Raw genomic sequence first — 24,581 nt, 5'->3', positions numbered from 1 at the left:
ACTAACGCCGATGAAGATCTGCGTTCATGGCGCCGGCGCCTGGGGCACGGCGGTCGCCGTCAATGCGGCGGCCCGCCACGAAGTCACGCTCTGGGCGCGCGATGCCGCCCAGGCCGACGCCATGTCGGCTGCGCGAGAGAACTCCCGCTACCTGCCCGGGCTGGCCCTGCCGGCCTCGCTGGCCGTGCGCGCCGGCGACATCGGCCAGGCGCAGGCCGGCGCCGACCTCGTCATCGTGGCAACCCCCATGGCGGCCCTGCGTGCGCAGCTCGTTGCGCTGCGCGGCACCAGCGCCGCGGTGGCGTGGCTGTGCAAGGGCGTCGAGCCCGCGCTCGACACGTCGTCCCCCGCATCCTTCGGCCTGCTGGCCCACGAGATCTGGGCCCAGGTTGCTCCTGAATTGAGAGCGGGCGTGCTTAGCGGCCCCAGCTTCGCGCAGGAGGTCGCCGAAGGGCGGCCGACCGCGCTGGTGGCCGCCAGCCCGCACGCCGCCGTGCGTGACATGCTCGTCGACGCCTTCCACGGCCCCGCGCTGCGCGTCTACGCCAACGAGGACATCGTCGGCGTGGAGGTGGGCGGCGCGGTCAAGAACGTGCTGGCCATCGCCACCGGGCTGTGCGACGGCCTCGCGCTGGGCCTGAACGCCCGGGCAGCGCTCATCACCCGCGGCCTTGCCGAAATGACGCGCTTCGGCCTCGCGCTGGGCGCGCGCGCCGAGACCTTCATGGGCCTTTCGGGCCTGGGCGACCTGGTCCTTACTTCCACCGGCGACCTGTCGCGCAACCGCAAGGTCGGCCTGCTGCTCGCGCAGGGCCGCACGCTGGCGCAGGCCGTCGATTCGCTCGGCCACGTGGCCGAGGGCGTCTACTGCGCCCGCACCGTGGTGCAGCGCGCCCGGGGCCTCGGCATCGAGATGCCCATCGCCGAAGGCGTGGTCGCGCTGCTCGACGGCCGCGTGAGCCCGCAGGACGCCGTGGCTGCCCTCGTCGGCCGCGAGCCGGTGCCCGAATCGGTGCAGCTCCAGCAAGCGGGCGCCGCCGCTTCCCCTCGTCAATCCTCCTGAGAAAAACGCAGAGACAAAGAGAGCCATGAGCCTTCGCTTTGATTTTTCAGCGTCGGCTGTGGCCGCGCTGGCCCTGTCAGATGCCACCCGCGCATTGCAGGAAGACGTCGCCGACGGCGACCTCACCGCCTCGCTGGTCGATCCGGCCCGCAGCGCCCGCGCCCGCGTGCTGGCGCGCGAAGCCGCCGTCGTGTGCGGCGCCCCGTGGGTCGAGGCCACGCTGCGGCAGCTCGATCCGCAGGTGCGCATCCAGTGGCTGTGCGCCGAGGGCGAGCGTTGCGAGGCCGGCCAGACCGTGCTCGAGATCGAAGGCTCGGCCCGCGCGCTGCTGACGGCGGAGCGCACCTCGCTCAACTTCCTGCAGTTGCTGAGCGCCGTCGCCACCAAGACCGCCCTCTACGCCGACGCCGTGCGCGGCACCCGCGCGCGCATCGTCGACACCCGCAAGACCATTCCCGGCCTGCGGCTTGCGCAGAAATACGCCGTGCGCACCGGCGGCGGCCTGAACCACCGCATCGGCCTGTACGACGCGGTGCTCATCAAGGAAAACCACATCGCCGCAGCCGGCGGCGTGGCGGCGGCCCTGCGTGCGGTGGCGCCTGCCGCCGCGAAGGCGGAGTTCGTCGAGGTCGAGGTCGAGACGCTGGCCCAGCTGCGCGAGGCGCTCGACGCCGGGGCGCGCATGGTGCTGCTCGACAACATGGACCTGCCCACGCTGCGAGAGGCCGTGCGCATCAACGACGAGGCCGGCGAAGACCGCAAGGCAGTGCTCGAGATCTCCGGCGGCGTCACGCTGGACGGCCTGCGCGCCCTGGCCGAAACCGGCGTCGACCGGATTTCCGTCGGGGCCCTGACCAAGGACGTCAAGGCGATCGACTACTCGATGCGTTTCCAGGAAGGCTGATCCGCCCATGTCGTCCACGGTCATCGACGTCGACTACGAGCAGCCCGCCGAAACCAGGGCCGGCGCCGTCTGCGACACCCGCCACGCCTGGGCGCGCGTGCCGCCCGAGCCATCGCCCGACGAGCGCATTGCGCTGAAGGAGCGCATCCGCCGCCTGCTGCGCGAGCGCAATGCGGTGATGGTGTCGCACTTCTACGTGCACCCCGACCTGCAGGACCTCGCCGAGGAAACCGGCGGCATCGTGAGCGATTCGCTCGAAATGGCGCGCTTCGGCCGCGACCACGCCGCGCAGACGCTGGTGGTGTCGGGCGTGCGCTTCATGGGCGAGACCTCGAAGATCCTCTCGCCCGACAAGCGCGTGCTGATGCCCGACCTCGACGCGAACTGCTCGCTCGACCTGGGCTGCCCGGTCGACCAGTTCAGCGCCTTCTGCGACCAGCATCCCGACCGCACCGTGGTCGTCTACGCCAACACCAGCGCAGCCGTGAAGGCGCGCGCCGACTGGCTGGTCACCTCCAGCTGCGCGCTCGACGTGGTGAACGCGCTGCATGCGGCGGGGCAGAAAATCCTCTGGGGGCCCGATCGCCACCTGGGCGACTACATCCGCCGCCAGACCGGCGCCGACATGGTCAGCTGGAACGGCGCCTGCATCGTGCACGACGAGTTCAAGGCGCTGGAGCTCGAGCTGCTCATGAAGGAGCACCCGAAGGCCAAGGTGCTGGTGCACCCCGAGTCGCCCTCGGACGTGATCGCGCTGGCCGACGCGGTGGGTTCCACCTCGGCCATCCTGAACGCGGCGCAGCGCATGGACGCCAAGGAGTTCATCGTCGCGACCGACAGCGGCATGCTGCACAAGCTGCGCACGCTGAACCCCGGCAAGGTCTTCATCGAGGCGCCGACGGCCGGCAACGGCGGCACCTGCAAGAGCTGCGCGCATTGCCCGTGGATGGCGATGAACGGGCTGGTGGAGCTTGCGAATGCCCTGGAGACGGGCGCGGGGGAAATCCACGTCGATCCGGCGCTGGGGCTGCGGGCGCGGGTGCCGATCGATCGGATGCTGGCGTTCACGGCCGGGCTGAAGAACGGCCAGGCGCCGGGGAGCCTGGTGGCGGGCATCGGCGCGGCCTGACCCCGCTTCGCTCCTTCCCCCGCTGGGGGAAGGTTGGGATGGGGCAGGCAGAGCGCTCGATGGTGGCGCCGCGTGCCCCCACCCCGGCCCTCCCCCAGCGGGGGAGGGATAAAAACCTAGAAATCGACGGTACAGCTGTCCCCCAGCGCCTCCCGCCACACCTTCACGCGCGCAAGCGAGGCCCGCAGGTCCGGCAGCGCATCGGCGATGAACACGCAAAGGTTCTCCAGCGTCGGCGGGTGCAGCCCCGCCACGTCGTCCAGCAGGTGATGATCGAGCTGCTCGCGCACATCCTCCAGCCGGCGGCGCAGCAGCCCCAGGTCGATCACCATCCCCGTCACCGGGTCGCGCTCGCCCGTGAGCCACACCTCCGCGTGATAGGTGTGTCCGTGGATACGGCGGCTGCCTTCCACTTCGATCTCGCGCTTGAGCGTGTGGGCGGCGTCGAAGAAAAAGCGTTGGCTGATGGTGAATCGCATTGTCGAAAGAGAAACTCGGGAAAAAAGCGGCGCCCGCCTCAGCGGATGCCGGTGATCTTGTGCGTCTGCACGCTGAGCCGCCACACGGGCTGCTTCATGCATTCCGCGATGCACAGCTCGGTGTTCGCGACGCGGTCGGGTCCGTCCATGGGCTGCAGGAAGCGGTGCGTGAACTCGCCGGTGCGCGCCATGGCGTCGAGGTCGATGCCCTGCTGCGGCCACACCAGCTTGAGCTCCTGGCCGAGCCGCTGCACCCATTGCGCGCCGGCCTTGGGGCTGATGCACAGCCAGTCGATGCCCTCCGGCGCCTCGACCGTGCCGTTGCTCTCGACCGCGATGCGGAAGCGGCGCGCGTGCAGCGCGTCGACCAGCGCAGCGTCCACCTGCAGCAGCGGCTCGCCGCCGGTCAGCACCACCAGCCGGTGGTCGGCGTCGGCAGCGGGCCATTGGGCGGCGATGGTGTCGGCGAGCAGGTCGGCGGTCCTGAACTTGCCGCCCAGCGTGCCGTCGGTGCCGACGAAGTCGGTGTCGCAGAAACGGCAGACGGCGCTGGCGCGGTCTTCCTCGCGGCCGCTCCAGAGGTTGCAGCCGGCGAAGCGGCAGAACACCGCGGGCATGCCGGCCTGTCCGCCTTCGCCCTGCAGCGTGTAGAAGATTTCCTTGACGCTGTAGGTCATGGGGCGGCCGTTTCGATCTCGAGGTTGTCGATCAGGCGCGTGGAGCCCAGGCGCGCGGCGGCCAGCGCCACCAGTGCGTCGCCGGCGGCGGGCGCCTGCAGGTCGCGGCGGCGGCGCAGCACCAGGTAGTCGGGCTGCCAGCCGCGCGCGGCCAGCGTCTGCATGGCGCGCGCCTCGATGACACCCAGGTCGCGCTCGCCCGAGCGCACCGCCTCGGCCATCGCCTTCAGCGCCTTCGACAGCTGCACGGCCTCGGCGCGCTCGCTCTCGCTCAGGTAGCCGTTGCGCGACGAGAGCGCGAGGCCATCGTCGGCGCGGAAGGTCTCGCCGCCCACGATCTCGATCGGCAGCGCGAACTGCCGGACCATGTGGCGGATCATCATCAGCTGCTGGTAGTCCTTCTTGCCGAACACCGCCGCGCGCGGCTGCACGCACTGGAAGAGCTTCATCACCACCGTGCACACGCCGACGAAGAAGCCGGGGCGGAAGTGGCCTTCGAGGATGTCGGCCAGCGCCGGGTCGGGGTGCACCTTGCAGGTCTGGGGCTCGGGATAGAGCGCCTTCTCGTCGGGCGCGAACAGCACGTCGCAGCCGGCCGAGCGCAGCTTCTCGCAGTCGCTCTCCCAGGTGCGCGGGTAGGTGTCGAAATCTTCGTGGGGCAAGAACTGCAGGCGGTTCACGAAGATGCTGGCCACGGTCACGTCGCCGAGCGGCTTCGCCTGCCTCACCAGGGCCAGGTGGCCGTCGTGCAGGTTGCCCATGGTGGGGACGAAGGCGGGGCGCCTGAAGGCGGCCAGGTGGCTGCGCAGGTCGTCGATGGTGTGCGCGATGTACATGGGTTGGTTTCCTTTTCCTTGTCTGCCTACCAGGCGTGGAGGCGGTCGTCGGGGAAGCTGCCGTCCTTGACGGCCTGCACGTAGGCCTTGAGCGCGGGCAGCACGCCCGGCGCGTCGGCCATGAAGTTGCGCACGAACTTCGGCATCTTCCCGAGGTTGATGCCCAGCATGTCGTGCAGCACGAGCACCTGTCCGGCGGTGGCCTTGCCCGCACCGATGCCGATGGTGGCGCAGTGCTTCAACTCGCCGGTGAGCTCGGCGGCCAGCGCGGCCGGAACCATCTCGAGCACCAGCATCGCGGCGCCCGCGCCCTGCAGCTCGTGGGCCTGCTGCTTCAGCAGCGCGCCGGCCGTGTCGCCCTTGCCCTGCACGCGGTAGCCGCCGAGCGCGTGCACCGTCTGTGGCGTGAGGCCGAGGTGGGCGCACACCGGAATGCCGCGCTCGACCAGGAAGCGCACCGTGTCGGCGGTCCAGCCGCCGCCTTCGAGCTTGACCATGTGCGCGCCGGCCTGCATCAGCACGGTGGCGCTGCGCAGCGCCTGTTCGCGCGACTCCTGGTAGCTGCCGAAGGGCAGGTCGGCGATGAGCCAGGCCGTGCCCTGCACGCGGCGCAGGCCGCGCGAGACGCTGTCGGTGTGATAGCGCATGGCCTCCAGGCTCACGCCCACCGTGCTGTTCAGGCCCTGGCAGACCATGCCGAGCGAATCGCCCACCAGCAGGCAGTCGACGCCGGCCGCGTCGGCCATGGCGGCGAAGGTGGCGTCGTAGGCCGTCAGCATCGCGATCTTCTCGCCGCGCGCATGCATGTCGGCCAGGCGCGGCAGGCTCACGGGCTTGCGCGACGCGGGCGGCGAAGCCGGCGGCAGCGTGCCGTAGGGCGAGGCCGGCGGTGCTTCAGTGGCGGCGGTGGCGGGCGTGGTGTTCGACATGGTTGGGTTTCTCCCTGCGGGCGTCGGTGGCCGGGCATCCTTGAGTGAAGAAAAACGAACGGTGAGGGTTATCGGTCTGCCGGAGGCACCAGCACCGTGGGTGCGGTGGGCTCGGCGAGCGAGGGGTAGTCGCGGCTGAAATGCAGGCCGCGGCTTTCGTGGCGGGCCTGCGCGGAACGCACGATCAGCTCGGCCACCTGCACCAGGTTGCGCAGCTCGAGCAGGTCGCGCGTGACGTGGAAGTTCGCGTAGAACTCCTGGATCTCGGCCTGCAGCAGCGCGATGCGATGGCTCGCGCGCTCCAGGCGCTTGTTGGTGCGCACGATGCCGACGTAGTCCCACATGAAGCGGCGCAGCTCGTCCCAGTTGTGGGAGATGACCACGGCTTCGTCGGCGTCGGTGACGCGGCTGTCGTCCCAGGCTGGCAGTTCGGCGAGCTCGCGCGCGGGCGCCGAGGCGATGGCCCCGGCCGCGGCGCGCGCGAACACCATGCATTCGACCAGCGAGTTGCTGGCCAGCCGGTTCGCGCCGTGCAGGCCGGTGCAGGCGGTCTCGCCGATGGCGTAGAGGCCCGGGATGTCGGTGCGCCCGCTCAGGTCGCTGAGCACGCCGCCGCAGGTGTAGTGCGCGGCCGGCACCACCGGAATCGGCTCGCGCGTGATGTCGATGCCCAGTTCCAGGCAGCGCGCCAGGATGTTGGGGAAGTGCTCCTTGAGGAACGCGGCCGGCTGGTGCGAGATGTCGAGGTAGACGCAGTCCAGGCCGTGCTTCTTCATCTCGAAGTCGATGGCGCGGGCCACCACGTCGCGCGGCGCGAGCTCGGCGCGCTCGTCGTGCTTCGGCATGAAGCGCGTGCCATCGGGCAGCTTCAAGAGCCCGCCTTCGCCGCGCACCGCCTCGCTGATCAGGAAGGACTTCGCGTGCGGGTGGTACAGGCAGGTCGGGTGGAACTGGATGAACTCCATGTTCGACACCCGGCAGCCCGCGCGCCACGCGGCGGCGATGCCGTCGCCGGTGGCGGTGTCGGGGTTGGTCGTGTAAAGGTACACCTTGCCCGCGCCGCCCGTGGCCAGGATGGTGTGCGGCGCGCGGAAGGCCAGCACCTCGTCGGTATGGTCGTCGAGCGCGTAGAGGCCCAGGCAGGCGGGGTCGTCGAGCCCGACCTTCGGGCCGGTGATGAGGTCGACCAGCGTGTGGTGCTCGAAGAGCGAGATGTTCGGCGTGCGCCGCACGCGCTCGATCAGCACCTGCTGCACCGCCGCGCCGGTGGCGTCGGTCACGTGCACGATGCGCCGCTGGCTGTGGCCGCCTTCGCGCGTCAGGTGCAGGCCGCCGCCAGCCTCCTCGGACTCTTCGGAGAAAGGCACGCCCAGTTCGCGCAGCCAGCCGATGGCCTCGGGCGCGTGCTCCACCACGAAGCGCGTGGCCTCGGGGTCGCACAGGCCGGCGCCGGCAATCAGCGTGTCTTCGACGTGCGCATCGAAGCTGTCGCCTGCCGCCAGCACCGCCGCAATGCCGCCCTGCGCCCAGGCGCTGGAGCCATCGTTCAGCGCGCGCTTGGTCAGAACGGCCACGCGGTGCGTGGGCGCCAGGTGCAGCGCGGCGGAAAGGCCGGCCAGTCCGCTGCCGACGATGAGGACGTCGAAGTCGCGCACGGGATGGATCAGGAAGGTGAGTACGCCAGCCGGACGTAGATGGGAGCGAAGGCTTCCGCCTGCGTGATCTCGATCAGCGTCTCCTTCGCGAGCTCCAGCATCGCGATGAACGTGACGATCAGCACCGGCACGCCGCGCGACACGTCGAAGAGCTTCTCGAACTCCACGAAGCGCTGCCCCTGCAGGTGGCGCAGCACGATGCTCATGTGCTCGCGCACGTTGAGCTCCTCGCGCGAGATCTTGTGGTGCTGCACGAGCTTGGCGCGCTTCATGATGTCGGCCCACGCGTCGCGCAGCTCGATCACGTCCACGTCGGGAAAGCGCGGCTTCAGCGACTGCTCGATGTAGACCTGCGCCTTCCAGAAGTCGCGCCCGTACTGCGGCATGGCGCTGATGGCGGCGGCCTGCAGCTTGGTCTGCTCGTACTCGAGCAGGCGGCGCACGAGTTCGGCGCGCGGGTCTTCGGCCTCTTCGCCGTCGGCCACCTTCTTGGGCGGCAGCAGCATGCGCGACTTGATCTCGATCAGCATCGCGGCCATCAGCAGGTACTCGGCCGCGAGCTCAAGATTGCTCTGGCGGATCTCGTCGACGTAGCTCAGGTACTGCCGCGTGAGCCCCGCCATCGGGATGTCGAGGATGTTGAAGTTCTGCTTGCGGATCAGGTAGAGCAGCAGGTCGAGGGGGCCCTCGAAGGCCTCCAGGAACACCTGCAGCGCCTCGGGCGGGATGTACAGGTCCTTCGGCATCGCGAAGAGCGGCTCTCCGTAGAGCCTCGCGAGCGCGACCTGGTCGACCACCTCGGGCATGTCGACCACCAGGGTGCCGTTGTCCTCGTCGCTGTTCATCGTGCCGGCGCTACCGTTTCAATAGCGGCCGACGCAATGCGGACGGGGATTTGCTGCCAGTTCGGCATCGGCTGATAGGTTACTTGGTGCGGGTCTGGTAGACGTAGGGCTGCTGGGGCACGCGGGCTTCGCTGTACTCCTGCAGCAGGCTGCGGTCGAGGTGCTTGTCCCACAGCAGGGCGCGGCCGGCGCGCTGTTCGGCCTCCAGCGTCGGCTTCTTTTCCTTCATCTCCTCGATGAAGTTCGTGATCTCGGAGGTGTAGTGGGGGCGGCGGAAGATGGACATAGACTGGACCTTTGTTGGCGCGAATTTTACCGGGGACGGCATGAAGCAAATTCGAGGATGGCGGATCGGCATGGCAATCGGATGCCTGGCGGCGGCGATCGGGCTCGCCGCGTGCGACTCGAAGAACATCAGCGAGCTGGAGGAAGGCGTCTCCACCGAGGCCGACGTGCGGGCCCGTTTCGGCCAGCCCGAGAACATCTGGGACGGCGCGGGCGGCGCCCGCGTGTTCGAGTACAACCGCCAGCCCGCGGGCCAGAAGAACTACATGATCACCATCGGCACCGACGGAAAGATGAGCGCCCTGCGCCAGGTGCTCACGCCCGAGAACTTCGCGAAGGTGCACCCCGGCATGATGATGGAAGACCTGCGCAAGATGCTGGGCAAGCCCGCGAAGGTCACGCCCTACGCGCTGCGGCGCGAGACTGAATGGGAATGGCGATGGGTGCAGCCGCCGAATTCGCCGATGGTCTTCACCGCCACGCTCGACGACGACCAGCGCGTGGTGCGCAGCGGCTCCTCGCCCGACAGGGGCACCGAGGCGCCCTAGCGACCCGTCCGATCGCGCCTCGCCATCGAGGATCAGGCCGCCTGCGCGTGCAGGAGGTCTTCGGCCGACGGCTCCCGCGGCCACAGCGCGAGCCCGCCCGACAGGCTCCAGGCCTGTGAATGTCCCAGCCTGCGCAGCGCCCTGGCGGCCTGCGCGCTGCGGTTGCCGCTGCGACAGAAGAACACCACCGGCGTCTCCTCGGGCAGCGCGAGCCAGCCTGGCAGGGCATCGGGCAGCCTCGACAGCGGCACTGCCTGCGTTTGGGCCGCCGCATCCAGCACCGGAGCGTGGCCGACGCGCTGCTCGTAGGGCTCGCGCACGTCGACCAGCACCAGGCCGGGGTGCGCCTGCTGCAGGGCTGCCAGAGCCTCGGGCTTCAGGTCGACGGCGGGGCCTGCGGTGCAGGTGTCGACCCGGGCGCCGCAGGCCATGGTCTGGTACGCCGTGAGCGCCAGGCCGCGCTCCAGTGTTTCCTTGGCGCTTGCGAAGCCGGCCGCGTCGAGGGCGCCGCAGAGAAGCTGCCTGAGCAGCGGCTGGGCCGCGCATTCGGTGTCCAGCGTGGCGGCGAAGCGGTCGTCGTAGTCGTGGCCCGGCAGCATCAGCGTATCGGGCCGCAGCGCCTGCTGCAGCTGCAGCAGCGAGGGGCCGTAGGCCAGCGGCTCGCTCTGTGCGAAGTCGCTGCGGCCGAGCGCGCCGGGCATCACGGTGTCGCCGACGAAGGCCAGGCGCAGGCCGCCGGCGTCGTGCAGCAGGTAGGCGGTGGAGTCGGCGGTGTGGCCGGGCAGCGCCAGCCGCGTGAGCCGCTGGCTGCCGAGCTCGATCTGCTGCGCGCCCTGCGGCCATCCGAGCGCGTCCACGGGGCCGGCCTCGCGTTGCGATGGGGGCACTGCGGCGAGCAGCTCGGGCCGCGACGAGGCATGGTCGCCGTGGCTGTGCGTGTCGAGCACGGCGGCCAGCGTGTAGCGGTGGCAGCCGAGCCATTGCGTGAGCTGGCCGGTGAGTTCGGGCAGCGGATCGACCACCACGCAGCGGCGGCTGGCGGCGTCGGCCAGCAGGTAGCAGCAGGCGCCGTCCACCACGAAGCGGGTCAGCCGGTCGGGCGGCAGCGCGTGGCTCTGCGGCGCGGTGCCCAGGCAGCTCTCGCGCAGCGATTCACCGCATGCCGCGATGCGGGCGCAGGCCTCGTCGATGAAGCCGTCGTCCGCGGCCGGGCCGAAGGAAAGCCGCACCGCCGAGGCGGTGCGCCACGCCGGCAGCCCCATGGCTTCCAGCACGTAGCTCGGCCGGGCCTTCGACGCGCCGCAGGCCGAGCCGCCGCTCATGCGCACGTCGGCGGCATCGAACAGGTCCAGCAGCAGCTTCGAGCTCAGTCCGGGCACCGAGAAGTTCAGGGTGGTCGGCAGGGCCAGCTCGGGCGGTGCGTTGAACACCAGCCCCGGAAACGCGTCCTGCAATGCGGCGGCAAGCCGGTCGCGATAGGAAGCGAGCGTGCAGTGGTCCTGGAAGGTCCGGCCCTCTTCGAGCGCCTCCAGCACGGCGCCCAGCGCCGCGATGCCCGACATGTTCTCGGTGCCCGAGCGCAGCGAGTCTTCCTGGCCGCCGCCGGCCATCAGCGGCGTGAAGGGAGCGCCCTGGCGCACGTACAGCATGCCGATGCCCTTGGGCGCGTAGAGCTTGTGGCCGGAGAAGGGCGCGTAGTCGATGGGCCGTTCGCCCAGCCACAGCGGCAGCTTGCCGAGGGCCTGGACGCTGTCGACCATCCACAGCGCCGGGCTGTTCGCCAGCGCAGCGGCGATGCCGTCGAGGTCGCTCACCACCCCGGTCTCGTTGTTGGCGGCCATCGTGCAGACCATGCCGGCGCGCGACGCATGAGCGCGCAGCCAGCCCAGGTCGTGGCGGCCGTCGAGGCCCACGGGAATGGCCAGCACCTGCAGGTCCAGGCCCAGCAGCGTGTTCCAGTGCCTGAGCGCCTCGGGCACGGCCTTGTGCTCCGTCGCGCCGTACAGCAGCAGCTCGGCGGCCGCATCGCCGGCCTGGCGTCGGGCGCGCAGCGCGCTCAGGGCCGAGAGCACGGCGGTCTGGATGCCTTCGGTCGCGCCGCTGAGGAACAGCAGCTGCCCCGAGGGCGCGCCGATCGCCCGGCGGGCGCGGGCGCGCACGGTGTCCATCAGCGCCCGGGCCTTCAGGCCGGTGGTGTGGATGCTGCTCGGGTTGCCGAAGTCGCCGGCCATGGCGGCGAGCGCTGCGGCGCGTGCCTGGGGCAGAACGGGGGTGGTGGCGTTGGCGTCCAGATAGATTTCCATGACGACGATTCTGCAAACCATCGGCAGGAAAAGGCTTGCGTTCCAGGCTCCATATCTTCAGTATTTGAGAATCCTGGTCTCAGAAATATGAAGAAGATAAAAATAGATTCCATGGATCGAAAGATCCTCGAACTGCTGCAGCAGAACGCCGAATGGCAGGTCGCAGAACTGGCCGCACGGGTCGGCCTTTCGCAGACGCCATGCTGGCGGCGCATCCAGCGCCTGAAGGAGGCCGGCGTGATCACCCGCAGCGTGACGCTGGTCGACCCGCAGAAGGTGAACGTGGGCGTCACCGTCTTCGTCGCCGTGCGCACCCGCACGCATTCGCAGGCGTGGTTCGACCACTTCAAGGCGGTGGTCGACGTGATTCCCGAGGTGGTCGAGTTCTACCGGATGAGCGGCGACATCGACTACCTGCTGCGCGTGGTCGTGCCCGACATCGCCGCCTACGACAAGGTCTACAAGCGCCTGACCGCCGACACCGACCTGTCGGACGTGAGCTCCAGCTTCGCGATGGAGGAGATCAAGTTCACCACCGCGCTGCCGCTCTCGTACGTCGAGTGAGTGTGTTGCCGGGCCCGCGTGCGAACTTTCAGTCAACTTATCCGGAAGGAGGCTTGCAGATACATTTTTGACATTCGTTGACATTTCGTCACCGACATTACCGGGGGCCGTCGATGCACATCCTGCTTGTCGCGAGCGCGTTCAACAGCCTGACGCAACGGGTTCTGGCCGAGCTGCAGGACCGCGGGCACACCGTCGGCGTGACGCTGGCCCTCGGCAACGACGGCGCGCTGCGCGAGGCGGTGCGCGTGCATGCGCCGCAGCTCATCCTGGCGCCGATGCTGACCACCGCGATCCCCGAGGACATCTGGCGCGCCCACACCTGCCTGATCGTGCATCCCGGCCCGCCGGGCGACCGGGGGCCCTCGTCGCTGGACTGGACGCTGCAGGGCGGCGCCGAGAGCTGGGGCGTGACCGTGCTCGAGGCCGTGGCCGAGATGGACGCGGGCGATGTCTGGGCGTGGTCGCCGCTGAGGCTGCCGCCGCTGGCCGGCAAGAGCGATCTCTACCGCGGCGAGGTGGCCGACGCGGCGCTCGACGCGGTGCTGCTCGCCGTCGAGCGCTTCGCCTCGGGCAGGCACAAGCCGCAGAGGCAGGAGGCCGAGGCGCTCGCCGCCGGCTGGCGGCCCTTCATGAAGCAGGAGCAGCGGCGCATCGACTGGGCCTGCGACACCACCGAGACGGTACTGCGCAAGCTTCGCGCGGCCGATTCGCAGCCCGGCGTGCTCGACGAACTGCTGGGCGCGCGCTGGTACCTGCACGGCGGCCATCCCGAGGACGAACTGCGCGGCCGGCCCGGCGAGCTGATCGCCACCCGCGCCGGCGCCATCTGCCGCGCGACCGTCGACGGGGCGGTGTGGATCCTGCAGCTGCGGCCCTGGCGCGAGACCGGCTCTCGCCTGCCGAGCTACAAGCTGCCGGCCGTCGAGGCGCTCGGCGATCTGCTGCCCTTCGAGGTGCCCGAGGTGCCGGCGCCGCTGCAGCTGCCGGCGGGGCGCCGCACCTGGGCCGACATCCGCTACGTGGAGCAGGGTGCGGTCGGCGTTCTGAACTTCAGCTTCCCGGGCGGCGCGATGAGCACCGCACAGTGCCGGCGGCTGCTGGAGGCGTATCGCTTCGCCCGCACCCGGCCGACCTCGGTGCTGGTGCTGGGCGGCATGCGCGACTTCTTCTCCAACGGCATCCATCTCAACGTGATCGAGGCGGCCGAAGATCCGTCGGAGGAGTCGTGGGCCAACATCCATGCGATGAACGATCTCGTCGAGGCGGTGCTCACCACCACCGACCGGCTCACCGTGTCGGCGCTCGGCGGCAACGCCGCTGCCGGCGGCGTGATGCTCGCGCTGGCGGCCGACGAGGTCTGGTGCCGCGACGGCGCCGTGCTCAACCCGCACTACCGGCTGATGGGGCTGCACGGCTCGGAATACTGGACCTACATCCTCCCGCGCCGCGTGGGCGAGAGCGAGGCGCTGCGTCTCACGCAGTCGGCGCTGCCGGTGAGCGCCACGCGCGCCGTCGAGCTCGGCATGGCGGAGCGCGTGCTGCAGGCCGCGCCCGAGGAGCTGGGGGTCGAAGTGGCCCGGCTGGCGGCGGAGCTGGCCGCATCGCCGGAGCTGGCCGATCGCATCGAGCGCAAGAAGGCGATGCGCGGGCAGGACGAGTCGATCAAGCCGCTGCAGCGCTACCGCGACGAGGAGCTCGTCCACATGCGCCGTAACTTCTTCGACGCGCGCGAGCCGCATGCAGGGCTCAGGTCGGCGTTCGTGCGAAAGGAGAAGGCGTCGAACACGCCGCCGCACATTGCCCGGCTGGGCCTGGCGGACTGAATCTACCGAGAGCCTTGCCGGCTCACTGGCTGTCGGGAATCACCGCATCGGCCGCCGCGCCCACGGCCTTGCCCGTGATGCGCGCGGTGCCGATCGCCGCATCCGCCGCGAGCCCGACCGCGCCGGCGCCGACGCTCACCGCCGTGCTGGCCACCGTCACCACCGCGCAGCCGCCCAGCAGGGCCGGTAGCGACGCAAGCAGGAGGAGGCGGCGCAGCAGTGGTCGGCGCAGCAGTGCGGTCATGGCGGTTCCTTTTTCCCGAATCCGCTCAGCGGACCCGCATGCCCGGCGTCGCGCCCGGCCAGGGTTCGAGCACGTGGATGCCCGGGTGTGCCTTCTCGTCGCCGTGGCTGGCGGCCAGCACCATGCCTTCGCTCACGCCGAACTTCATCTTGCGCGGCGCGAGGTTGGCGACCAGCACCGTGAGCTTGCCCACCAGCTGCTCGGGCTGGTAGGCCGAGGCGATGCCGCTGAACACGTTGCGGGTCTTGCCTTCGCCCGCGTCCAGCGTCAGGCGCAGCAGCTTGGTGGAGCCCTCGACCTTCTCGCAGGCCACGATCTTCGCGATGCGCAGGTCGATCTTCGCGAAGTCGTCGATGGTGATGGTGGGCGCGATGGCCTCGCCGCCCGGCAGCTCCGCGGCCTCCTGTGCCGCGGCAGGGGCTGCTGCGGCGGCGGGCTCGGGCGCGTCGAAGAGCTTGTCCACCAGCTTGGCGTCGGCGCGCTGCATCAGGTGCTTGTACTCGCCGATGGCGTGGCCCACGGGCAGCGGCTGCGCGGCGTCGGCCCACGACAGCGGCTGGATCTTCAGGAAGGCCTCGACGTTCACGGCCAGCGCCGGCAGCACCGGCTTCAGGTACAGCGTGAGCAGGCGGAAGGCTTCGATGCACACGGTGCACACGTCGTGCAGGCGCGCCTCGGCGCCTTCCTTCTTGGCCAGCTCCCAGGGCTTGTTCTGGTCGACGTATTCGTTGACCTTGTCGGCCAGCGCCATCACCTCGCGCAGCGCGCGTGCGTAGTCGCGGCCGTCGTAGAGCGAATGCAGCTGCGCCGCCGCGTCGCGCAGCGTGAACAGCAGCGCATCGCCGTCGGCCGAGACCTCGCCCAGCTTGCCGCCGAAGCGCTTGCCGATGAAGCCCGCGGCGCGGCTGGCGATGTTGATGTACTTGCCCACGAGGTCGCTGTTGACGCGCGCGACGAAGTCCTCGGGGTTGAAGTCGATGTCTTCATTGCGGCCGTTGAGCTTGGCGGCGATGTAGTAGCGCAGCCATTCGGGATCGAGCCCGATCGACAGGTACTTGAGCGGGTCGATGCCGGTGCCGCGGCTCTTGCTCATCTTCTCGCCGCTCACCGTGAGGTGGCCGTGCACGTACACCGCGTCGGGCGCCTTGCGGCCGCTGAAGTGCAGCATCGCGGGCCAGAACAGCGTGTGGAAGGTGATGATGTCCTTGCCGATGAAATGCACCTGCTCCAGGTCGGGGTCGGCCATGTACTCGGTGTACGAGATGCCGTCGCCGCCCAGCTCGATGCAGCGCTTGTCCAGCAGGTTCTTCAGCGAGGCCAGGTAGCCCACGGGGGCGTCGAGCCACACGTAGAAGTACTTGCCCGGCGCATCGGGGATCTCGATGCCGAAGTAGGGCGCGTCGCGGCTGATGTCCCAGTCGCCGAGGCCGCCCTTGCCCTCGTCGTCCTTGTAGAGCCACTCGCGGATCTTGTTCTGCACCTCGGGCTGCACGTGGCCGGGGGCGGCGGTCCATTCCTTCAGGTAGGCCTCGCAGCGCGGGTCCGACAGCTTGAAGAAGAAGTGCTCGGAGCTGCGCAGCTCTGGCTTGGCGCCCGAGAGGGCCGAGTAGGGGTTGATCAGCTCGGTGGGCGCATACACGGCGCCGCACACCTCGCAGTTGTCGCCGTACTGGTCCTTCGAATGGCAGTTGGGGCACTCGCCCTTGATGAAGCGGTCGGCCAGGAACATGCCCTTTTCAGGGTCGTAGAACTGCTCGACGCTCTTGGTGCTGATGAGGCCGTTGGCGCGCAGGTCGCGGTAGATGTCCTGCGCGAGCTGGTGGTTCTCGGGCGCGTCGGTCGAGTGCCAGTTGTCGAAGGAGATGTAGTAGCCGTCGAGGTAGGGCTTGCGGCCCGCCGCGATCTCCGCCACGAAGGCCTGCGGCGTCACGCCGGCCTTGTCGGCCGCGATGGTGATGGCCGCGCCGTGGGCGTCGTCGGCGCACACGAAGTTGACGTCGGCACCGTTCATTCGCTGGTTCCGCACCCAGATGTCGGCCTGGATGTACTCCATCATGTGGCCGATGTGGAACTTGCCGTTGGCGTACGGCAGGGCGGTGGTGACGAAGAGCTTGCGCGGGGCGGACATCGGGGAGGGCGCTTTCGGAAGTGGCTGACGGGGGAACCGGGCATTTTAGGTCGCGCGGCTTTCGGGTGCCTTCGGTGGCAGCATCGACCCCATGCCCCACGCCATCGACCTCGCCGACTACATCGCCGGATTCGCCGGCTCGCCCCTGGCGCCATGGCGCGCCTCGCTGCCCTGGGAACTGCCGCCGCGCGCCCCCGAGATCGTGCGGCGGCTGCTGGCCGGGCTGCCCGCCGGCGACTACGCCATCGAGGGCGATATCGCCATCCACCGCGACGCCCGGGTCGAGCCGGGCGCGGTGCTCAAGGGGCCGCTGATCCTCGGCGCGGGCTGCTTCGTGGCGGCGGGCGCCTACCTGCGCGGCGGCAACTGGATCGACGCCCGCTGCAGCATCGGGCCTGGCGTGGAGCTGAAGTCGTCCTTCGTCTTCGCCGGCACCGCGCTCGCGCACTTCAACTTCGTCGGCGACTCGGTGGTGGGCGCGGGCGTGAACCTGGAAGCCGGCAGCATCGTCTGCAACCACCGCAACGAGCGGGCGGACAAGCAGATCCTCGCTCGCAGCGGCGAGGGCGGGGCGCTGCAGGGCACGGGCTGCGAGAAGTTCGGTGCGCTGATCGGGGATGGGGCGCGCATCGGGGCCAATGCGGTGATCGCGCCCGGGGCGCTGCTGCGGCCCGCCACCGTGGTCGGTCGCGCTTCGCTGCTCGACCAGGAGGCGCCGGACGCCGCGCGCTGAGCAGACGAACCCGCCCGGCGTGCGTGGCATCATCCGCCCTCCAAAAACAGGGAGGAACCCATGCACAGCAGCAAGTCATTCGTTTTCAAGGCGATCGTGGGCGCGGCATTCGCTGCCGCAGCAAGCGGCAGCGCCTTGGCCGCAGCACCGTCTTTCGCCGATTGCTTCAGGCTCAAGCCCGGCGTGGCCTACACGCTGAGCGACCGCTCGAAGGTCCGGATCGTCAAGGGCCAGTTCGCGGGCAAGGCCGCGATCGGCGTGGTGAGCATCGACGAGGGCGTCAAGAGCGTGAAGTACTTCGACGAGACCGGCCGCCAGCGGCTGGGTTCAGAGCAGTACGGCATCGCGGGCCTGGGCGGCGACGCCAGCAAGGTCGTCATCAAGGAAATCTTCGCCGCGCCGTTCCCCGAGGTCCCGGCCGATGCCAGGCCGGGCGGCACCTTCAAGCTGACGGGCAAGGGCACCAGGACGACGAAGGAGGGCAGCGAGGCCTTCGACTTCGGCAGGAGGTACCAGTCCGAGCATGTCTTCGTCGGCTTCGAGAACCTGGAACTGAAGCCGAACTACAACCCCCGCACCTTCGAGAACGTCTGCCACCTGAGCTCGCGCGGGTCGGACAACTCGGTCGACTCCTGGTATGCGCCGGAGTACGGCGTCATCAAGATGCAGGTGAAGACCTCCAAGGGCGAGCCGCTCTTCAGCTACGAACTCGACGGCCTGGAAGAGCGTTGAGCGGCCGGCGGGAGGCCGACCGGGAATAAGGCCTTGGTTACGCCGCGGCACCTTGCCGTGGGATGATTCCCGCCGGAGATCGCCCGGCGGGCGTGCCGCATCCGATGGCAAGCGATGTGCACGTGGCCGGGCGGCGGTTTCCGCAAGCATTCCTGCAATCGACCTGAGCGCCCAACCATGACCACTCCCATTCCCGCAACCCTGATCCCCGGCGACGGCATCGGCCCCGAGATCGTCGACGCCACGCTGGCCGCGCTCGACGCATTGAAGGCGCCCTTCGCCTGGGACACGCAGATCGCCGGCCTGGGCGGCGTCAAGGCTTCGGGCGATCCGCTGCCGCAGGCCACGCTCGACAGCATCCGCAAGACCCGGCTGGCCCTGAAGGGGCCGCTGGAGACGCCCTCGGGCGGCGGCTACCGCTCGTCGAACGTGCGGCTGCGCGAGGAATTCCAGCTGTACGCGAACTTGCGACCCGCGCGCACCATCATCCCGGGCGGCCGCTTCGACAAGATCGACCTGACGGTGGTGCGCGAGAACCTCGAGGGCCTCTACATCGGCCACGAGCACTACGTGCCCATCGACGGCGACCCGCATGCCGTGGCGATGGCCACCGGCATCAACACCCGCCAGGGCAGCCGCCGGCTGCTCGAGTACGCCTTCGAGACCGCCATCGCCACCGGCCGCAAAAAGGTCACGCTCGTGCACAAGGCCAACATCATGAAGGCGCTCACGGGCATCTTCCTGGAGACCGGCCTGGACCTCTACGAGAAGAAATACAAGGGCAGATTCGAGCTCGACACGGTCATCATCGACGCCTGCGCGATGAAGCTGGTGCTCAACCCCTGGCAGTTCGACATGCTGGTCACGACCAACCTGTTCGGCGACATCCTGTCCGACCTGGTGGCCGGCCTGGTCGGCGGCCTGGGCATGGCGCCCGGCGCCAACATCGGCACCGACGCGGCGATCTTCGAGGCCGTGCACGGCTCCGCGCCCGACATCGCCGGCAAGGGCATCGCCAATCCGACCGCGCTGCTGCTGGCCGCCGCGCTCATGCTCGACCACGTCAGGCTGCCCGAACTGGCCACGCGCCTGCGCACCGCCATCGACGAGACCCTGAACATCGACAAGGTGCGCACCGGCGACCTGGGCGGCACGGCGGGCACCGAGGCGTTCACCAAGGCGCTGGTCAGCCGCATCAAGGGCGCCTGAGCCGCGCCGTCCTCGTCGTTCTTTCCGAGCTTCCATGTCATCGACAGCACTTCCAGTCCTTTCCCTGGTCGAAACCCGCGTGCTCGGCGTGCTCGCCGAAAAGCAGCGCACCGTGCCCGACAGCTATCCGCTCACGCTCAACTCGCTGGTGTCGGGCTGCAACCAGAAGACCAGCCGCAACCCTGTGCTCGAACTCACCGAGTCGCAGGTGCAGGCCGCCATCGACAGCCTGCGCGGTTACAGCCTCGTGGCCGAGACCAGCGGCGGGCGCGCCTTCCGCTACGAGCACAACATCGACCGAGTGCTGCGCATTCCGTCGCAGTCGGTGATCCTGCTCACCGTGCTGATGCTGCGCGGCCCGCAGACCGCAGGCGAACTGCGCATCGCCTGCGACCGCATGCACAACTTCGCCGACATCTCCTCGGTCGAGGGCTTCCTCGACGAACTCGCCGAGCGCCCGGCCGGCGCGCTGGTGGTGAAGCTGCCGCGCCTGCCCGGCGCGCGCGAGAGCCGCTGGGCGCATCTGCTGAGCGGCCCGCCGCCCGAGGAAAGCATGCGAGGCGCCGGCGCGGCGCCGGATGCTGCCCAGGCGGCGCACGACGTGTCGCTGGGCGAGGTCGCGGCGCTCAAGGCCAACGTGGCGCGTCTCGAGGCCGAGGTGGCGTCGCTGAAGGCGCTGCTGGGGCGGGTGTGCGCGGAGCTGGGGATTTCGGAGGCGGGGTGAGCGTCCAGTGCATTCACCATTCGGCTGACGTCTTGCGTCGATGAAGATCCCGCTGCCCTTTCTGCTCAAGGCCGCGGCGCTATTGGTCGCGCTGGGTCTCGTGTTCACCGTGGTGCCTCTGTTGATCGCCGCAGTGCTTCCGCGAGGCAATCGCGTGGCGGATCGCCTTCGTTTGTTTTCCAGCTACGTGCCCGAAGCGGTGATGTTCTGCATCGCCCACTTCCAAATACTTCTGGCCATGGTCGTCATCGTTGTCGGCCTCGCCATCGCGCTGCTCCACGCGTGAAACACGTCTGCCCGCACTGCAAGGCTCCCGGCATCAAAAGTCTCGCCAAGCGCTGGTCCGGCCGTGCGACCCCGGCCGAATGCTCGGTCTGCGGCGGTCTTTCGCATGTGCTGGCAAGCACCAACAGCGGCATCTGGATAGCCGGTATCGTGATCTTCATGGGCTCGTTGATCGGCGCGCTGGTGCTGCATTCGGGGCTTCTGTTCGCGAGCGGGGTGGTGCTCGTGGCGGCCTTCAACGTGCTGGCCTGGAGGCGCGCGAAGCTGTATCCGATCTCCCGGGAAAGCGCGGGCAATGCGGCAAGGGCTGGCTGGTTCGTTGCCGGCGCCTGCGCGTTCATCGCGCTTTTCCGTTAGCACTGACGTCGGGAGAGATGGCAAGGCAGCGTTCGCGCAACAGCATCCTCTGCTCACCTCATTTCACACGGGCTTCACGCAGCCCGCACATCCGGTGCCTAACTTCGGCCTCCATTGCGAAAACCACTGGAGCCCCGAATGGACAACGGACACACCATCGCCTGGCGCGACCACACGCCCTTCGACGACATCACGCGCCGTGCGCTCGCATGGCTCGCCGCGCTGGCCGGCATTGCGAGCCTGTATGCCTTCTTCTGGTGGGCTGCTTCGGCCACCGGCTTCTTCCTCTTCGACGGCTGGCGCCACACCTGGCAGAGCCTGGGCACGGCGATCGTGTTCCGTGACCTCGATACCGTCTACTACCTGCTGAGCTGGGTCTTCTCCGTTCTGGGTGGCCTCTACGGCTGGATAGCGCTCGTCGGCTTTGCCTTCACGCATCGGCGCGGCTGGGAGGCTGTCGCACCCTGGATCAGGATCGGCTGCGCCGTCGGCGTGGCGGCAGGGCTGGCCTTCGAGCCCGGGCGCCTGCTTGCGCTGGCGCCGATCGTCTGCGCGGTAGCTCTGCTGTTGCGCTCGATGATGCCGGTGCCATCCGCGGGGGCAGAGCCCGGCTCCCGGACATCGGCACGTTCAGACTGATCTTCGGCGGGTCCATCGCGACCGGCGTGCGCAAGCGCCGGGCGTCGCACCTGCCGCTACGCCGCGTTCCAGCCGAAGAAACGCAGCACCTCGTCGCGCTGCTTCATCGTGTCGGCGCGCCCCAGCGCCATCAGCTCGCGCGTGTAGCCCGATTCGAACAGCAGGTAGCTCGCGAGCGCGCCGCCCTTCACGTCGGCGGCGACCTTCGAACCACCCAGCAGATGCCGCACCGCGCCGGGCAGGGCATCCACGTGGCGCGCCGCGATCACGTCGAGGCGCTCCGAAGGCGAGATCACCAGTAGGTCGAGCGGGCGCAGCGTGCTCGCCGCGCGCGCCTCCTCTGGAATGAGCCCGAGCGTGTGGTTGATGCGGCGCAGGCGTTCGATGTCCACCGCCAGCGCGTCGAGGAAGATGCTGGACAGCGCATGGCCCGCGATCTGCGCCATGGTCGGATAGCCGCTGTGGGTGTTGGGCGCGGTGGCGTCGCGCGGCTCGTGCATGCGGCCCGCGCCGATCACCACGATGCGCTGTGCGCCGAGGTGGATGGCCGCCGCGATCGGCGCCGACTGCCGCATCGAGCCGTCGCCGAAGTATTCGGTGTGGCCCTGCATCGGCAGGGCAGTGGCCGGGAACACGAAGGGAATGGCCGACGAAGCCAGCAGGTGCGCATGCGTGATGCGGTCGCGCACCGACAGGCGCTGCGAACGCACCCATGGCTCCATGGGAACCGCCGCCTCGAAGAAGGTGACGTGCTCGCCCGAGCTGTAGCTCGACGCGGTCACGGCCAGGGCCTGCAGGTGACCTTCCTGCATGAGCTGCGGCAGGCGCTCGAGCAGCACCATGCGCTGCAGCAGTTCGGAAAGCGGCGTGTTGTCGAGCAGCGACTTCGGCTTGATGCGCATCCAGTTGGCCGCGAAGCGCCCGAAGCCCAGCAGCATGCGCCAGCGCGTGCCGCTGCCGATCACCGAGAGCGAATCGGCGCGGTACACCTGCTCGGCGCGAAACCGGCTCCAGACGTCGGCGATGTGGCCGACCACGTAGTCGAAGTCGTCGCAGCCGCAAGCCAGCGCCGCCGCGTTGATGGCACCGGCCGAGGTGCCGGTGATGACCTGAAAGGGGTTGGCGGTGCCGGTGATTGCCGTGCCGGCCGCTCGGCGGATCGCGGCGATGGCTTCCAGCACGCCGACCTGGTAGGCGGCCCGGGCGCCGCCCCCGGTGAGCAGAAGGCCGGTGACGGGGCTGGTGTCGGGCATTTTGTTCGTTGTCGGGCTATTGGATGGGCTCGGGGTGCCGGCTTGGCGAGCGCCTTAGACTACCGGCCATTCAGGAGTTTGATCAATGGCACTCACCCCAGAAGGGCTCATGGAGGCGCTCAAGGCCGTCCAGGACCCTAACACCGGCAAGCCTTTCGCGGCGACCCGCTCGCTCAAGAACCTCCAGGTCTCGGAGGGCGACGTCTCGTTCGACCTCGAACTCGGCTACCCGGCCAAGAGCCAGCATGCGGCCATCCGCAGGGAGCTGGTGGCAGCCGCCAAGGCGCTGCCGGGCGTGGAGAACGTGTCGGTGAACATCGTCACCAAGGTCATCAGCCATGCCGTGCAGCGCGGCGTGCAGCTGATGCCCAACGTCAGGAACATCATCGCGGTGGCCTCGGGCAAGGGCGGCGTGGGCAAGAGCACCACCGCCGCCAACCTGGCGCTGGCGCTGGCCTCCGAGGGCGCCACCGTCGGCCTGCTCGACGCCGACATCTACGGCCCCAGCCAGCCCATGATGATGGGCATCGAAGGCCGCCCCGACAGCGCCGACGGCAAGACCATGGAGCCCATGGAGCGCCACGGCGTGCAGGTCATGTCGATCGGCTTCCTGGTCGACCAGGACCAGGCCATGATCTGGCGCGGCCCCATGGCCACGCAGGCGCTGGAGCAGCTGCTGCGCCAGACCAACTGGAAGGACCTCGACTACCTCGTCGTCGACATGCCCCCGGGCACCGGCGACATCCAGCTCACGCTGAGCCAGCGCGTGCCGATGACGGGCGCGGTGATCGTCACCACGCCGCAGGACATCGCGCTGCTCGACGCGAAGAAGGGCATCAAGATGTTCGAGAAGGTCGGCGTGCCGATCCTGGGCATCGTCGAGAACATGGCTGTGCACGTGTGCTCGAACTGCGGCCATGCCGAGCACATCTTCGGCGCCGATGGCGGCAAGAAGATGGCGGCCGAATACCAGATGGACTACCTGGGCGCGCTGCCGCTGGACATCAACATCCGCCTGCAGGCCGACAGCGGCGCGCCCACCGTGGTGTCCTCCCCTGACAGCGAGGCCGCCGGCATCTACAAGGCGGTCGCACGCCGCGTGGCGGTGGGCATCGCCGAGAAGGCGAAGGACTTCTCCGCGAAGTTCCCGACGATCTCGATCAGCAAGAACACCTGAAGAACGGCCTTTCCCGATGAACCTGCTCGCCTCGATGCGCTACCTGGTGGCGCTGAACGAGCACAAGCACTTCGGCCGCGCGGCCCAGGCCTGCCACATCACGCAGCCGGCGCTGTCAAATGCGCTGCGCGCGCTGGAGACCGAGTTCGGCGTCGTCATCGTCAAGCGGGCCCGCGTGTACGTGGGCCTCACGCACGAGGGCGAGCGCGTGCTGGCCACGGCGCAGCGCATGCTGCGCGACAACGAGGTGCTGCTGCAGGAGCTGCGCAGCGACGCGGACAACCCGCACGGCAGCCTGCGCATGGCGGCCGTGCCCACCGCGATCCCGATGCTCTCGCGCTTTGCGGCGATGCTGCAGGAGCGGCACCCGGGCATCGTGCCGGCCGTGCTCTCGATGAGCTCGCAGGACCTGGAGACGGGCCTGGAGAACCTCTCCATCGATCTCGCGCTGGGCTACACCGAGCGCATGCATCTTCCGGGCATCAAGCTCGCCGCGTGGCCGCAGAGCGTGGAGCACTACTTCCTGCTGCGCCGCGCGAAGAAGCCTTCGTCCGACCAGCTGCGCATCGGCCAGCCGATGTCGTGGGCCGAAGCGGGCAAGCTGCCGCTGTGCCTGCTGACCTCCGACATGCACAACCGCGCCATCGTCGACCAGGCGCTGCGCGAGGCGGGCGCGCCGGTGAATCCGGCCATCGAGACCAACTCGGTGCTCGCACTCGCACTCGCAGTGAGCGCGGGCAAGGTCTGCAGCGTGCTGCCCGGCGGCATGGTGGATGCCGTGCGCACCCACCGCGAATTGGAGGCGCTGCCGCTTGTGGGGCCGGACGTGCGCACGCCCATCGGCTTCATGACGCAGGACGGCGTTCGTGCCTCGCGGGCCCTCGAAGCTGCGCTGGCGTTCATGCAGGCGACCGAGTGGCAAGCGCATCTGCAGGCGCACGAGGGCTCGCTGGGCGATTGATCGCGGCAGGGCCCCGAGGGCCAGCCAGGGCCCTTCTCATTTAGTTATTGAATCAGGCCATGCCCTGATCGAATTTGACGGCGCTTAAACCGTTCG

Annotated in this window: 26 protein-coding genes; 15 read left to right on the top strand and 11 right to left on the bottom strand. The window is 69.3% G+C overall.

Going from position 1 to position 24,581, the window contains the following annotated elements:
* Positions 1 to 10: 10 nt before the first annotated feature.
* Genes ACTJLF_RS24635 through nadA form a run of 3 tightly spaced genes read left to right on the top strand, consistent with a single transcriptional unit; the run spans position 11 to position 3,096 of the window.
* Complete coding sequence (locus ACTJLF_RS24635) at positions 11 to 1,063, top strand: NAD(P)H-dependent glycerol-3-phosphate dehydrogenase (RefSeq protein WP_126183073.1); 1,053 nt, start codon at positions 11 to 13, stop codon at positions 1,061 to 1,063.
* Between the two features lie 25 nt (positions 1,064 to 1,088).
* Complete coding sequence (gene nadC, locus ACTJLF_RS24630; protein ID WP_126183074.1) at positions 1,089 to 1,967, top strand: carboxylating nicotinate-nucleotide diphosphorylase; 879 nt, start codon at positions 1,089 to 1,091, stop codon at positions 1,965 to 1,967.
* Between the two features lie 7 nt (positions 1,968 to 1,974).
* Positions 1,975 to 3,096, top strand: coding sequence for a quinolinate synthase NadA (nadA, locus tag ACTJLF_RS24625; protein WP_132753971.1), 1,122 nt, complete (start codon positions 1,975 to 1,977; stop codon positions 3,094 to 3,096).
* 116 nt (positions 3,097 to 3,212) lie between these two features.
* Here the strand turns inward: nadA and ACTJLF_RS24620 are convergent, their stop codons facing one another.
* The 7 genes from ACTJLF_RS24620 to ACTJLF_RS24590 form a co-directional block, all read right to left on the bottom strand.
* A complete protein-coding gene (locus tag ACTJLF_RS24620) occupies positions 3,213 to 3,575 on the bottom strand; it encodes a 6-pyruvoyl trahydropterin synthase family protein (RefSeq protein ID WP_019656607.1) in 363 nt (120 codons plus the stop codon).
* Between the two features lie 38 nt (positions 3,576 to 3,613).
* Entirely contained in the window at positions 3,614 to 4,252 is a 639-nt protein-coding gene (gene queE, locus ACTJLF_RS24615; protein ID WP_132753969.1) for a 7-carboxy-7-deazaguanine synthase, read from the bottom strand.
* Positions 4,249 to 5,088: a pantoate--beta-alanine ligase gene (panC, locus tag ACTJLF_RS24610; protein ID WP_132753967.1), complete on the bottom strand. Its 840-nt coding sequence runs from the start codon at positions 5,086 to 5,088 to the stop codon at positions 4,249 to 4,251. Before panC ends, queE begins: the two co-directional genes overlap by 4 nt.
* Positions 5,089 to 5,114: 26 nt before the next feature.
* Entirely contained in the window at positions 5,115 to 6,017 is a 903-nt protein-coding gene (gene panB, locus ACTJLF_RS24605) for a 3-methyl-2-oxobutanoate hydroxymethyltransferase (RefSeq protein ID WP_132753965.1), read from the bottom strand.
* Between the two features lie 68 nt (positions 6,018 to 6,085).
* Positions 6,086 to 7,672, bottom strand: a complete 1,587-nt coding sequence (gene nadB / locus ACTJLF_RS24600; protein ID WP_132753963.1) for an L-aspartate oxidase — start codon at positions 7,670 to 7,672, stop codon at positions 6,086 to 6,088.
* Between the two features lie 8 nt (positions 7,673 to 7,680).
* Complete coding sequence (locus tag ACTJLF_RS24595; protein ID WP_019656612.1) at positions 7,681 to 8,517, bottom strand: segregation and condensation protein A; 837 nt, start codon at positions 8,515 to 8,517, stop codon at positions 7,681 to 7,683.
* 79 nt (positions 8,518 to 8,596) lie between these two features.
* On the bottom strand, positions 8,597 to 8,803 hold the full coding sequence (locus ACTJLF_RS24590) for a DUF3460 family protein (protein ID WP_019656613.1): 207 nt from the start codon (positions 8,801 to 8,803) through the stop codon (positions 8,597 to 8,599).
* Positions 8,804 to 8,873: 70 nt separating this feature from the next.
* Between ACTJLF_RS24590 and ACTJLF_RS24585 the strand changes: the two genes are divergently transcribed.
* Positions 8,874 to 9,350 carry a hypothetical protein gene (locus tag ACTJLF_RS24585; RefSeq protein WP_019656614.1) on the top strand — a complete coding sequence of 159 codons (477 nt, stop codon included), beginning with the start codon at positions 8,874 to 8,876 and terminating at the stop codon, positions 9,348 to 9,350.
* 32 nt (positions 9,351 to 9,382) lie between these two features.
* On the opposite strand, the gene ACTJLF_RS24580 is transcribed toward ACTJLF_RS24585, so the two are convergent.
* Entirely contained in the window at positions 9,383 to 11,653 is a 2,271-nt protein-coding gene (locus ACTJLF_RS24580) for an aminotransferase class V-fold PLP-dependent enzyme (protein WP_440884077.1), read from the bottom strand.
* Positions 11,654 to 11,755: 102 nt separating this feature from the next.
* Here ACTJLF_RS24580 and ACTJLF_RS24575 point away from each other — a divergent pair, with 102 nt between their 5' ends.
* Positions 11,756 to 12,217 carry an Lrp/AsnC family transcriptional regulator gene (locus ACTJLF_RS24575; protein ID WP_126024803.1) on the top strand — a complete coding sequence of 154 codons (462 nt, stop codon included), beginning with the start codon at positions 11,756 to 11,758 and terminating at the stop codon, positions 12,215 to 12,217.
* A 113-nt stretch (positions 12,218 to 12,330) separates the two neighbouring features.
* Complete coding sequence (locus ACTJLF_RS24570) at positions 12,331 to 14,043, top strand: enoyl-CoA hydratase-related protein (protein ID WP_440884076.1); 1,713 nt, start codon at positions 12,331 to 12,333, stop codon at positions 14,041 to 14,043.
* Positions 14,044 to 14,065: 22 nt separating this feature from the next.
* Here the strand turns inward: ACTJLF_RS24570 and ACTJLF_RS24565 are convergent, their stop codons facing one another.
* Complete coding sequence (locus tag ACTJLF_RS24565) at positions 14,066 to 14,287, bottom strand: hypothetical protein (RefSeq protein WP_019656618.1); 222 nt, start codon at positions 14,285 to 14,287, stop codon at positions 14,066 to 14,068.
* A 25-nt stretch (positions 14,288 to 14,312) separates the two neighbouring features.
* Positions 14,313 to 16,415, bottom strand: coding sequence for a methionine--tRNA ligase (gene metG / locus ACTJLF_RS24560; RefSeq protein ID WP_354412481.1), 2,103 nt, complete (start codon positions 16,413 to 16,415; stop codon positions 14,313 to 14,315).
* A 91-nt stretch (positions 16,416 to 16,506) separates the two neighbouring features.
* Here metG and ACTJLF_RS24555 point away from each other — a divergent pair, with 91 nt between their 5' ends.
* The 7 genes from ACTJLF_RS24555 to ACTJLF_RS24525 all read left to right on the top strand — a co-directional run bounded on the left by ACTJLF_RS24555 (position 16,507) and on the right by ACTJLF_RS24525 (position 21,094).
* A complete protein-coding gene (locus tag ACTJLF_RS24555) occupies positions 16,507 to 17,148 on the top strand; it encodes an LpxA family transferase (RefSeq protein WP_440884075.1) in 642 nt (213 codons plus the stop codon).
* Between the two features lie 60 nt (positions 17,149 to 17,208).
* Positions 17,209 to 17,880 (top strand): hypothetical protein, encoded by a 672-nt coding sequence (locus tag ACTJLF_RS24550; RefSeq protein WP_440884074.1) that lies wholly within the window; start codon positions 17,209 to 17,211, stop codon positions 17,878 to 17,880.
* Between the two features lie 177 nt (positions 17,881 to 18,057).
* A complete protein-coding gene (locus ACTJLF_RS24545) occupies positions 18,058 to 19,089 on the top strand; it encodes an isocitrate/isopropylmalate dehydrogenase family protein (RefSeq protein ID WP_440884073.1) in 1,032 nt (343 codons plus the stop codon).
* Between the two features lie 34 nt (positions 19,090 to 19,123).
* Positions 19,124 to 19,813 carry a YceH family protein gene (locus ACTJLF_RS24540; protein WP_019656623.1) on the top strand — a complete coding sequence of 230 codons (690 nt, stop codon included), beginning with the start codon at positions 19,124 to 19,126 and terminating at the stop codon, positions 19,811 to 19,813.
* A 40-nt stretch (positions 19,814 to 19,853) separates the two neighbouring features.
* On the top strand, positions 19,854 to 20,099 hold the full coding sequence (locus ACTJLF_RS24535; protein WP_132753951.1) for a hypothetical protein: 246 nt from the start codon (positions 19,854 to 19,856) through the stop codon (positions 20,097 to 20,099).
* Entirely contained in the window at positions 20,096 to 20,455 is a 360-nt protein-coding gene (locus tag ACTJLF_RS24530) for a hypothetical protein (protein WP_132753949.1), read from the top strand. Before ACTJLF_RS24535 ends, ACTJLF_RS24530 begins: the two co-directional genes overlap by 4 nt.
* Positions 20,456 to 20,593: 138 nt before the next feature.
* Positions 20,594 to 21,094, top strand: coding sequence for a hypothetical protein (locus ACTJLF_RS24525; protein WP_440884072.1), 501 nt, complete (start codon positions 20,594 to 20,596; stop codon positions 21,092 to 21,094).
* A gap of 56 nt (positions 21,095 to 21,150) precedes the next feature.
* Here the strand turns inward: ACTJLF_RS24525 and ACTJLF_RS24520 are convergent, their stop codons facing one another.
* Positions 21,151 to 22,347, bottom strand: coding sequence for a patatin-like phospholipase family protein (locus tag ACTJLF_RS24520; RefSeq protein ID WP_019656627.1), 1,197 nt, complete (start codon positions 22,345 to 22,347; stop codon positions 21,151 to 21,153).
* 85 nt (positions 22,348 to 22,432) lie between these two features.
* Here ACTJLF_RS24520 and apbC point away from each other — a divergent pair, with 85 nt between their 5' ends.
* The gene (apbC, locus tag ACTJLF_RS24515; RefSeq protein ID WP_126183091.1) at positions 22,433 to 23,524 is read left to right on the top strand and encodes an iron-sulfur cluster carrier protein ApbC; all 1,092 of its coding nucleotides are present in this window, start codon (positions 22,433 to 22,435) and stop codon (positions 23,522 to 23,524) included.
* 16 nt (positions 23,525 to 23,540) lie between these two features.
* Positions 23,541 to 24,485 (top strand): LysR family transcriptional regulator, encoded by a 945-nt coding sequence (locus tag ACTJLF_RS24510; protein WP_019656629.1) that lies wholly within the window; start codon positions 23,541 to 23,543, stop codon positions 24,483 to 24,485.
* Positions 24,486 to 24,581: the final 96 nt, after the last annotated feature.

It is taken from the genome of Variovorax sp. 22077, assembly GCF_052044195.1.
Lineage (GTDB): Bacteria > Pseudomonadota > Gammaproteobacteria > Burkholderiales > Burkholderiaceae_C > Variovorax > Variovorax atrisoli.
Note: the sequence above shows the minus strand (reverse complement) of the source record. Positions and strands in the feature narration are given on the sequence as shown.